This window comes from Syntrophus aciditrophicus SB (genome assembly GCF_000013405.1).
GTDB lineage: Bacteria > Desulfobacterota > Syntrophia > Syntrophales > Syntrophaceae > Syntrophus > Syntrophus aciditrophicus.
Genome location: NC_007759.1, coordinates 3055465 through 3067233 on the forward strand (window position 1 = coordinate 3055465; position 11769 = coordinate 3067233).

Here is an 11769-nt window from a genome sequence, read left to right on the forward strand (position 1 = left end):
CCATTTTTTTCAACATAAAGTACGCATAAACCGGATGAACCATAAAATGGAACTAAAAGATATCTTGCTGGCACATCGTAAAGAGATCAACGTAAAATGGAGTATTGTAGTCGATAAACACTACTGTGAGCAGGGGTATAGACAGGAACCGTTCGAAGATACGTTAGCTGTTAATCTGGAAGCTGTAGATGCAAACTATGCCGTACTCGCAAACAGGGATTTCGCACCGTTAGATGATTTTATCGAGAAGATTGCCAGAAAGCGGTTTGCCGCCGGATTCGACCTTTCAGACGTTCAAATGGCCTTTGAATATTACCGGACAATTACCATCCCCATCATTACGAAAGAATTGCCGCAGAACAAAATGACCCCAGCTCTGGAAAGGCTTAATAATTGTCTCTCCTATACGATCATCAAGTTCAGTGATTATTTTCAGAACCTCCATGAAAAGGCACTCAAGGAGCATGCTGAACACCTCGAACTGGAGGTCATGAAGCGGACGAAAGAATTAGCGGAGTTGGAGGCAAAATACCGGGTCCTCGTAGAGGAGATCAATGACGGCTATTTTGTAGAAAAGAAGGGGAGAATCATCTTTGCGAACCATGCTTTTTGCGATATGCACGGATATACCCCGACGGAGGTCATCAATCAGCCATACATCAATTTTGTGGCGTCTGAATATGTTTCCAAGGTAACAAGTTATTTCGAGAAGGACTTAAACAGGGAAAGCGAATCAGAACAATATGCCTATAAAAGACTCCATAAGGATGGCAGTTTTTTCCCAACTGAAAACAAGGTAAAGCGCATCTGGTATAAGGGAGACTATGCATGGGCAGGTATCTGCCGGGATATCACGGAAAGAGTGAAAATGGCGGAACGCATCCGTGAATCGGAAAAACTCGCACACATTGGTCAGCTTACCACGTCTCTCGCCCATGAAATTAGGAATCCCCTCTCATCCATCAAGATGAGCATTCGAATGCTCCTGAAAAGCATGGACTTTGATGGAGATAACAAAAAGACGCTGGAAATAGCAGACCGGGAGATTTCGCATTTAGAGAGAATCCTTACAGAAATGCTTGATTTTGCCAGGCCTGTCAAACTCTGTTTTGAACTTCTCTCAATCAATCAACTTATTTACTCATGCCTGGAAATTCTGAAAGTCACGATCCGTGAAAAAGAGATCACCGTGATAGAGAAACTTTCTAAAAGAATGTCCCCATCGATGATGGATGGGAATAAGATTGAACATGCCATTATCAACATCCTTCTCAATGCAATTGAAGTGCTGCCTACGGGAGGAATCATATCGATCGAAACACATCATCGGAAATTGGATCACAAGCCCTTTATATCCGTCGAAATCTCAGACAACGGTCCGGGTGTGACGTCGGAAGATCTGCCTTACATTTTCAACCCCTTCTTCAGTAAAAAAAAGAAAGGCACAGGTCTTGGCCTTTCAAATGTGAAAAAAGTCGTGGATGCCCATGGAGGGAAGATTGCCGCTTCGGCTACCTCAAAAGGTTTTTCCATTTCTTTTACGATCCCTGTAAGGAAGGATCATGTGTAAGAAGAAAATTTTAATTATAGATGATGATGCCTCTCAACTGGAACTGCTCAATATATTTTTCAGTGGAAGAGGTTATGCCGTTCATTGCTCCGCCACCGCGATGGCTGGTCTGGAGGCCCGTGCAACTTTTCACCCGGATGTAATCGTCCTTGATATTCGACTGCCGGACATGGATGGAATCGAAGTTCTACGCAGTCTTGATACAGGGAAATCTTCAATTAATGTGATCATGATTACGGCCTATCATGACATGGAAACAACGGTTAAGGCGATGAAGCTGGGGGCCTACGAATACATCACAAAGCCAATCGATGTTGACGAGTTGGAAGACGCGGTCTGCAGGGCCTTAAAGAACTCGGAGCTCCGTGAAGCCAAAGAATTACCTGCGGTCAAGACCTTTCTTCAAAAAGGGCCCATGATCGGCAACAGCAAACCGATGAAAGAAGTCTTCAAGATGATCGGTGTGCTCAGCGAAAATAATGTTACGGTCCTCATAGAAGGAGAAACGGGAACGGGAAAAGAACTTATTGCAAGAGCGATCCACGACTACGGTCCACACAAGGATCATCCTTTTATTCCCATCAACTGTTCGGCTATTGTGGGAACACTACTTGAGAGTGAACTTTTCGGCCATGAGAAAGGGGCCTTTACAGGCGCATTCGCCACGAAAAAGGGGAAATTCGAGCTTGCAGGAGAGGGAACGATCTTTCTTGATGAGATGGGTGAAATTCCCATCGAACTACAGGCCAAACTCCTTCGTTTTCTGCAGGATAAGGCATTTCAACGCGTCGGCGGTGAAAAATTCCTGCATTCAAAGGCCAGGGTGATTGTAGCAACCAATAAAGACCTGCTTCAGATGGTCAGAGCAGGCACTTTCAGAGAAGATCTCTATTATCGGTTGAGTGCAGCGAAAATAAACGTGCCGCCGCTGAGAAAGCGCAGGGAGGATATCCCTTTCCTCCTTGATCATATGGTTAAAGAGATCAATGCCGAACTGGGCAAACGCATCGATAGGGTCGATAAGAAAGCGCTTTTGAGAATGATGGAATACGATTGGCCGGGCAATGTAAGGGAACTCAGGAACGTTCTTACCGGTGCGGCCATTTCGACGCGGGGTGAAACCTTATTGGATGACGCAATACTCCCTTTCTTAGGGGCGGGAACCGTACAGGACATCTTCCCGCCGGGGGCCGCCCTCAGTCTTCGGGAAGTTGAAAGGGAGCATATTCTGAAGATTCTTCATTATACGAATGGAAACATTACAAGCAGCGCACAGATCCTTGGAATATCTCGACCGACGCTTCGACAAAAAATAAGGCAGTACAAGATATTGCCACAGCAATAAAAGAAGGAACGGTTCTCTATTACGGTATTGAAAAAGACAATAAATTTGGAAAAATTTTGTTCGAACGTACGAGGAAAGAAGCAGAAAGTGAAAAGAAAATGAGGTAATCAGTTCTCAATTCTAACTCTTGCCACGAGAGGGTAAAATGGCATCACATCAAATATCGCCTGTTCCGGCCCGGTCCAAGTGAACAGGGAATTTTTCCGGAGAACTTCCTCAAGGGTCTTGAGCTTGAAAATATTTTTTCTTCGACACGCTTTGGCTTCATATTTGCGTAAGAACTTTTTTGGGAGAAGTTTTTGTTTGTCGAGACTTTTATTGACTAACCTCCCCTCTCGGCCCTTTTTCTCTCCCAGGAAGGGAACGGAACGGCCGGTGGATGAGATCGCGGGTTTCTTGAAAAGGGGGACAAAGGCAGTCGGAACGACGAGGTAACGAAGGTGGTCCGTAATTGAGCAAACATAATTATGAGGAACTGGCGGCATTGCATGCCATTGCAAGGACTCTGGCTCAGCCCGGGGAACTGCGGGATCAACTGGAGCGGGTTCTTCAGGAGATGAACCAGAGGGTCGGAATGCAACGGGGAATGATCTCTCTGCTGGACAGGGAAAGCGGTGAAGTCTGGCTGGATGTGGCTCACGGGGTTGACATCCAGGGGATGGAAGTCTCCTACCAGCCTGGAGAGGGGATTACCGGCAAGGTCGCTCAGACGGGACGCCCCATGGCCGTCGCCAATCTGGGGCAGGAAACCCATTTTCTCGACCGGACCGGAGCGCGGCGATTTCTCAATCGCTCGGAACTGGCCTTTCTCTGTGTGCCGATTATTTATGACAATCGGGTGGTCGGGGTCCTGTCCGCCGATAAGGCCGCCCGCCAGGTGGAGGACCTGGATCGGGAACTGGCCATGCTTTCCTCCATATCCGAACTCATTGCCAAGAGCGTTCACATCCGCGCCCTGGAAGAGGAAAACCGGCGCCTCCGGCATATGCTTGGCCGCTCGACTGTGCCGGATTCCGAAATCATCGGTCATTCCAGGGTCATGCAGGAAGTCTTCGGCCTCATTGCCCAGGTGGCCGATTCCAATACGACCGTGCTCATCAACGGCGAAACGGGGACAGGAAAGGAGCTGGTTGCCCGGGCGATCCACGACCGCAGCTCCCGGTGCAAGGGGCCTCTGATTCAGGTGAATTGCGCCGCCATGCCGGATACCTTGATCGAAAGCGAACTTTTCGGCCACGAAAAAGGGGCGTTTACGGGAGCGCTTCACGCGCGTCGGGGACGTTTCGAGGAGGCTCATGGCGGTACCATTTTCCTCGATGAGGTCGGCGAGCTGTCCGCGGCGGCCCAGGCAAAACTGCTGAGGGTCATTCAGGAGAAGAAGTTTCAGCCTCTAGGCGCTTCGCGCGTGGTCTCCGTAGATGTCCGCATTATCGCGGCAACCAACCGGAATCTGGAAGAGGATGTGGCAGTGGGTCACTTCCGGGCCGATCTGTATTACCGGTTGAATGTCTTTCCGATTTACCTCCCGCCGCTTCGGGAGCGGGGAAGCGACATCATCCTCCTGGCCGATTATTTTGTATTGAAGTATAATAAAATAATGGGGAAATCCGTAAAGCGGATTTCGAATGCCGTTCTGGAAGCCTTTTTAAGCCATTCCTGGCCGGGCAACGTCCGGGAACTTGAAAACTGCATAGAACGGGCGGTTCTGCTGGCAACAGGGGATTCCATCGAAACACTCCATCTGCCTCCCTCACTCCAGATCAGGAGCCGGGAAGGAGAGAAGAAGGAATCAGGCAAATTTAATGCGATGATCGAATCCCAGGAAAGGGCGATGATTGTGGACGCACTCAAGGAAAGTCATGGCAACCAAAGCCAGGCAGCACGAATTCTCGGGACAACAAAACGCATCATTCAATACAAGATCCAGAAATTCGGGATCGATCCCCGTCGGTTTAACCCCAAACATGCCGGTTCATCCACGATTTCCGGCTGAATTGAGATGGGCCGGGAAAAGGTCACGGCTTTTCTTGAATTTTGATACAAATTTGTTCTTTATTTGGTCATTTGCACATTTTTGTTTCTTTTCATTTTCATCCTCCTCTTTTTGAAGGCAATTCCCGGATATTTTCCAGGATCCAACCCCCTTAAACTCCGGATTTGCGAACTGTCTTTAACGAAATCGTTCAGAAACCGACGCCATACTCATACTTACAGGAATGGCATGTTTCTGGCTTTTCTCCTTATCACAATGTATCAATTATTGAACATTAACCCTTTTTAATAGGAATGAAAGGCCCAATCTCAAAGGGCTGAAAGGAAGTTTTCCTCATGTGCCGATTGTTTGCAATAACGAGCAGCGAACCTCTTTCCCCCATGGTCGCCATCCGAGCCCTGGATGTCATGAAAGAGGGCCATGACGGTTCCGGAGTGGGTCTTTTTCTTGCCGATCTCGGCGGGGAGTTCGAACAGTTTAAAGGGAGGCCCATTCTTTCAGGAATCTTTTCCAACAGCGGAATCAAGGCGCTGGATCACTACATGATGGAAATGGACTTCCTGGTGAAATACAAGTTGTCCTTCCGCCCCAAAAAGCAGCGTCCGGCTGGAACGCCGGACCGGGATCACTACATGATCCGCGTCTATGATTATCCGCCGGAATGGGAGGATCTGGGTGAAGAGGAAATCGGCCGGCGTTTACTGCAGACACGCCTCCGTCTGAGAAAACTGGGGGAAGAGGACGGGTCCATGCTGGTATTCAGCTTCTGGCCGGATGTGATCATGATCAAAGAGGTGGGAGATCCTCTGGCCGTCGGTCAGTATCTCGGCTTCGATCAGCCGAACCTGCAGGCCCGGATCATCATGGCGCAGGGAAGACAGAATACCAATTACGCCATTGACATCTATGCCTGCCATCCCTTTTTCATTGAGGGAATCGCCACGATGACCAATGGCGAGAATACCGCTTTTGTGCCGATCCGGGAATTTCTTCTTTCCCGGGGCGATCCGGGCTATATCGGATATCGATCGGATTCGGAGGTTTTTACCCATATCCTCCATTATACGCTGAAGCATCTCGGATTGAGCCTGGAAGCATACAAACACATTCTGACGCCGCTCAAGGATGAGGAGCTGGCCGGACATCCCGATGGCCGGCTTTTACAGCTGTTGAAACAGAGCTGCCGACCCATGATCGTGGATGGCCCGAACTGTGTCATGGGATGCCTGCCCGACAAGACGCTTTTTCTGGTGCAGGACAGTAAAAAACTCCGTCCCGGAATCGTCGGCGGACTTCCGGGGTTATATGCCTTTTCCTCGGAAGTGTGCGGTCTTGATGAGGCCATTCCCGAACGGGATAAAAGTCGGGATTTTCAGCCCATGGGAACGGATCTGGTTTCTGTCGGACCGGACCGGCGGGAGGTGAAACGATGGAATCAATGGAAAAACTTACCCCTTCAGCATTAAATACAAAAGACCTTCCCTGGCTGATTCTCTGGGATAAGGAAAAATGCGCCTTATGCGGCCGGTGTACGGCCGTATGTCCGGTTCAGGCCATCGAGCCCGCTGTCTTCCGGAAGCGGGTTGTTTCGGTGCAGCCGGGACTCGCCGAAAAACCGGGGCATCTGTATTCGATCTATCACGGAATCCGCCAGAAAACCGATCCGGCCCATTTCTGCATCGGCTGCGGAATGTGCGATTTCGTCTGTCCCAATGGGGCTATCCAGCCGGTACGCAATGAAGAGCAGGATAAACTCCGATTTCATCTCAATTCAGGCGGAGCGCCCCGCCGTCGCGGTGGACGCCGCAATGTGCCGAGAAGTCTTCTCGATGAAATCAAATTTATCAGGATTTCCATGCTCACCGACCCGGCCCTCGATGCCGGACGACACGAATTTGAACTGCGAACGCTGCTGGGCCGCATTCTTCCTCCCGAGGAGATTCTGAAGGTCTCCCGGGAAAACGGCTGGATTCCCCCCGTCCGGGAAATCTACCCCCTCGTGGTGGGCAGCATGTCCTTCGGGGCTCTTTCCCCCAACATGTGGGAGGGTCTCCAGATGGGTGTGGCCTATCTGAATGAGGAACTGGGCATGCCCGTGCGCATGGCCACCGGAGAAGGGGGCTGTCCGCCGCGTCTGCTCCGTTCGCGGTTTCTGAAATACGTGATCCTTCAGATTGCAAGCGGCTATTTCGGCTGGGATGAAATTATCCGCACTCTGCCGGAAATGAAGGAGGATCCCTGCGCCATCGAAATCAAATATGGACAGGGCGCAAAACCGGGCGATGGCGGACTGCTGATGTGGTATAAGGTCAATAAACTGATTGCCGCGATTCGGGGTGTGCCGTCGGGCATCAATCTGCCCAGCCCCCCGACACACCAGACGCAGTATTCCATCGAAGAATCCGTGGCCAAGATGATTCAGTCCATGTCCATGGCCTGGGGATTCCGGGTTCCCGTCTATCCGAAGATCTCGGCGACGAGCACGGCCCTGGCGGTTCTCAACAATCTGACGCGCAATCCCTATGCTTCGGCACTGGCGATTGACGGCGAAGACGGGGGCACCGGCGCGGCCTACCATGTTTCGATGAATTCCATGGGACACCCCATTGCCAGCAATATCCGGGATGCCTACCTTACCCTGGTCAAACTCGGCAAACAGAACGAAATTCCTCTCTTTGCCGGCGGCGGCATCGGCAAGAACGGAAATCTGGCGGCCAATGCCGCGGCCCTGATCATGCTGGGGGCCAGCGGTGTGCAGGTGGGCAAAGTCCTTATGCAGGCAGCGGCGGGATGCGTCGGTTCAGAGACGGACCGGTGCAACATCTGTAATATCGGCCTCTGCCCGAAAGGGATCACCTCGCAGGATCCCCGATTATACCGGCGGCTTGATCCGGAAAAAGTGGCGGAGCGTCTCGTGGATGTCTTTGTCAGCTTCGACACGGAATTGAAAAAGATTGTCGCGCCGCTGGGACGGTCCACTTCCCTGCCCATCGGCATGTCCGACGCCCTGGGCATCGCGGACAACCATGCCGCCCGGCGGCTGGGGATTTCATATGTCATTTGAAAAAAGATAAGAAGGTGCTTCCATGTCCTTTGAACCGACACAAATTCTCTCCGGAATGGAAAACGGGCTTCGCGTAGATTCCCGGATCCTCGAGGAGCGCGTTCAGGCCGCGGTGCGCGACGGTCATCGGAGGATTGAAATTTCCGCCCATGGCCAGCACGGCATCGGCGGCCGCCTCTGGCAGGCGGGCGAAGAAGAAATCCACCTCCGCGTTCGAGGCATGTCCGGTCAGCGTTTGGGGTCCATGGGTTTTCCCGGGACCCGCATCGAGGTCTGCGGACCCGTTTCCGATGACGTCGGCTGGCTCAACGCGGGAGCCCGGATTATCGTCCACGGCCATGCCACCAATGGAGCGGGAAACGCCATGGCCCAGGGAAAAATTTACATCGCCGGCAACATCGGCGCCCGGGGAATGACCATGACCAAGCACAATCCCCGCTTCGATCCCCCCGAGATGTGGATCCTAGGTTCCGCCGGCGATTCCTTCGCGGAATTCATGGCGGGGGGAACAGCCGTAATCTGCGGGCATGATCCTCAGAACCCGTCCAATGTTCTGGGATATCGTCCCTGCGTGGGCATGGTGGGCGGAAAGATTTACTTTCGCGGACTCCATCAGGGATTCAGCAAGCATAACGCCCGCCTGACGAATCTTACAGACGAGGAATGGCAATGGCTGATTTCGGGATTGCGGGATTTTCTCTCCGAAATTGAGAGGATGAACCTTTTTGATCGCCTGACGGCGGATCGGACCGCCTGGCAGCTTCTCGCCGCCCGGAAGCCCTATGAAAAAGTTGCCGTTGAATCCCGTCCCATAAACCGGTTCCGCCGGGAAATCTGGGAAACCGAACTGGGTGCGGGCGGACTGATCGGGGATCTGACCGATCTGGACCGGAGTCCCATCGACGTGATTACGACGGGAGCCCTCCGCCGCTATGTTCCCCTGTGGGAAAATGGCCGCTATCTGCCCCCCTGTCAGGCAAACTGCCCGACAGGCATCCCGGTTCAGGAGCGCTGGCGGTTGATCCGGGAAGGGCATATTGCGGAAGCCGTCAATCTGTCCCTGCGCTACACCCCTTTCCCGACGGCGGTCTGCGGCTATCTCTGTCCGAATCTCTGCATGGAGCACTGCACACGCCAGGCGGAAAATCTTCCTCCCCTGGATGTCACGCTGCTGGGGAAAGCCAGCCTGCAGGCGGAAATGCCCCGGCCTGAGCCTTCCACGAAACACCGGATTGCCGTGATCGGCGGCGGACCGGCGGGTCTTTCCGTGGCCTGGCAGCTCTGGATGAAGGGGCACGAGCCGGTTGTCTATGAAAAAGAAGAAAAGCCGGGCGGCAAGATGACCGCCACGATTCCCCGCAGCCGCATACCTGACGAAGTTCTGAACCATGAATTGCAGCGAATCCGGGAGGTGATCGAGTTCGTTTCTCTTGAGCAGCCCCTGACGGTGGAAAGATTCATGCAGATTCGCGACTCTTCTGATTTTGTCGTGATTGCCGTGGGCGCTCAGAAACCAGCCACCCTGAATATTCCCGGCCATGAACGGGCCTTGACCGCCCTGGATTTCCTGCGGCTCTGCAAGCAGGACGGCATTCAGCCCGGTCGGCGGGTCGTCATTATCGGCGCCGGCAACGTGGGGTGCGACGCGGCCACGGAGGCGGCCCGGCTGGGGGCAACGGACATCACCCTGATCGATATTCAGGAACCGGCATCCTTTGGCCGGGAGCGGCAGCACGCCGAGGCCGCGGGGGCCCGTTTCCTCTGGCCGCGCTTTGCGAAGGCCATTGCCAATGACGGCGTAGAGCTCGAAGATGGAGAATTCCTCCCGGCGGATACGGTGATTTTCGCCGTAGGGGATCGTCCGGACCTGTCCTTCGTCCCGGACGAAATTATCCGGGAAAGGGGGTTCCTTCAGGTGGACGACCGTTTTCAGAGCAGCGCCCCCCGGGTCTTTGCAGTGGGAGACGTCGTCCGTCCGGGATTGTTGACCGAGGCCATCGGGGCGGGTCGGATCGCAGCGGACACCATCGATGGACGAATTCGCGGCAGAAAAGAAACAATGGGCCAGTTGCAGCCGATGCCTGCTGAGCGGGTCAAGATGGCCTATTTCGAACCCTGGCTGCCGGAAAACGCGGATGTGACAGCCTGGTCAAGAGTCTGCGCCTCCTGTGGCTCGTGCCGGGATTGCGGACTCTGTGAAGCGATCTGTCCGCAGAATGCCATTTTCCGCCTGGATAAAAGCAGCGGGGCTTTTGAATACCGGAGCCGGGCGGAGCGGTGCATCGGATGCGGTTTCTGCGCTGGGGTCTGTCCGACAGGCGTCTGGCGACTGGTGGAAAACGAACCCCTGGAATAACATGATTTGATTCTTTGGAGAAAGGAGCCCTCTATGTTCAACTGTAAAACGAAAGAGGAAGTATTGCAGATCGTTAAAGAACAAAATGTCAGTTTCATTCAGTTCTGGTTTACCGATGTCCTCGGAGTGCAGAAAGTTTTCAGCGTCACCCCTTCGGAACTGAAGGAAGGACTGGAGGAAGGAATGGGATTTGACGGATCCTCCATTCAGGGATTCTGCCGCATCGAGGAGAGCGACATGATTGCCATGCCCGATCCGACGACCTTTCAACTCATATCCTGGCGGCCGTCGGATCGACCGGTAGCGCGGATGATCTGCGATATCCTGAAACCTGACGGGTCTCCCTATGAAGGGGATCCCCGCTATGTCCTCAAGCGGATGCTCAAGAAAATCGCGGATCAGGGCTACATCTTCTATGTCGGCCCGGAACTGGAGTTCTTTTATTTCACCAGCGACAGAGCCCCGGAATATCTCGACAGGGGTGGATATTTCGACGGCCTTCCCGTGGACCTGGCCACGGACCTGCGGCGGCAGACCATCTTCGCCCTCCAGGAGATGGGAATCCGGGTCGAATATTCCCATCATGAGGTGGCGCCGAGCCAACACGAGATCGATCTTCGATATGACGAGGCCCTCTGCATGGCGGACAAGGTGATGACCTACAGGACAACGGTCAAGGAAATCGCCCGGCAGAACGGCGTCTACGCCTCTTTCATGCCCAAGCCGATCTTCGGGGAAAACGGCAGCGGGATGCATACCCATCAGTCCCTGTTTGTCGGGGACAAAAACGCTTTTTTCGACAGCGGGGACAAGTATCAGCTCTCCGCTCTTGCGAAGCACTACATTGCCGGACTCATGAAGCATGCCCCGGAGATTACGGCGATCTGCAATCAATGGGTAAATTCCTACAAACGGCTTGTGCCGGGCTACGAAGCGCCGGTTTATGTCTCCTGGGCGCGCCGCAACCGGTCCGCCATGATCCGCGTCCCCATGTACAAACCGGGCAAGGAAAATGCGACCCGGATCGAGTTCCGCTCCCCCGATCCCGCCTGCAATCCCTATCTGGCCTTTGCCGTCATGCTGGCAGCCGGTCTGAAGGGCGTGGAGAAGGCCTATAAACTGCCGGATCCGGTGGAAGAGGATATCTTCGAAATGAATGAAAAAGCCCGCGAACAGGCCGGGATCACCTCCCTGCCGGGCAGTCTGTATGAAGCGATCGTAGAGGTTTCCCAGAGTGAACTGGTCAGGGAGACCCTGGGGGATCATATCTTCGAGAAGTTCGTAGAGAACAAAAAGGTGGAGTGGGACCGGTTCCGCACACATGTCAGCCGGTTTGAAATTGAACGCTATCTGCCGATGCTTTAAGTTTCCTCTCCTTCGACGAACGCGCCGTTTTTCTTTGGAGGAAACGAATCCGGTTATCAAAGGAAAATGATTTCAA

At 53.2% G+C, this 11769-nt stretch carries 7 protein-coding genes; all 7 read left to right on the forward strand.

The annotated features are described in order from the left end of the window. The first annotated feature begins 46 nt into the window (after positions 1-46). The 7 genes from SYN_RS14300 (at position 47) to SYN_RS14330 (ending at position 11693) form a co-directional block, all read left to right on the forward strand. Entirely contained in the window at positions 47-1570 is a 1524-nt protein-coding gene (locus SYN_RS14300) for a two-component system sensor histidine kinase NtrB (protein ID WP_158302990.1), read from the forward strand. After that, a complete protein-coding gene (locus SYN_RS14305) occupies positions 1563-2915 on the forward strand; it encodes a sigma-54-dependent transcriptional regulator (protein ID WP_011418938.1) in 1353 nt (450 codons plus the stop codon). The genes SYN_RS14300 and SYN_RS14305 overlap by 8 nt, the downstream gene beginning before the upstream one ends. Before the next feature lie 451 nt (positions 2916-3366). Then, positions 3367-4908: a sigma-54 interaction domain-containing protein gene (locus SYN_RS14310; RefSeq protein ID WP_011418940.1), complete on the forward strand. Its 1542-nt coding sequence runs from the start codon at positions 3367-3369 to the stop codon at positions 4906-4908. 335 nt (positions 4909-5243) lie between these two features. After that, positions 5244-6374, forward strand: coding sequence for a glutamate synthase (locus SYN_RS14315; RefSeq protein ID WP_011418941.1), 1131 nt, complete (start codon positions 5244-5246; stop codon positions 6372-6374). Beyond that, positions 6338-7972, forward strand: coding sequence for a glutamate synthase-related protein (locus tag SYN_RS14320; RefSeq protein WP_011418942.1), 1635 nt, complete (start codon positions 6338-6340; stop codon positions 7970-7972). Before SYN_RS14315 ends, SYN_RS14320 begins: the two co-directional genes overlap by 37 nt. Before the next feature lie 22 nt (positions 7973-7994). Then, positions 7995-10328: an FAD-dependent oxidoreductase gene (locus SYN_RS14325; RefSeq protein WP_011418943.1), complete on the forward strand. Its 2334-nt coding sequence runs from the start codon at positions 7995-7997 to the stop codon at positions 10326-10328. 33 nt (positions 10329-10361) lie between these two features. Next, the gene (locus SYN_RS14330) at positions 10362-11693 is read left to right on the forward strand and encodes a glutamine synthetase family protein (RefSeq protein WP_041585168.1); all 1332 of its coding nucleotides are present in this window, start codon (positions 10362-10364) and stop codon (positions 11691-11693) included. Positions 11694-11769 lie beyond the last annotated feature (76 nt).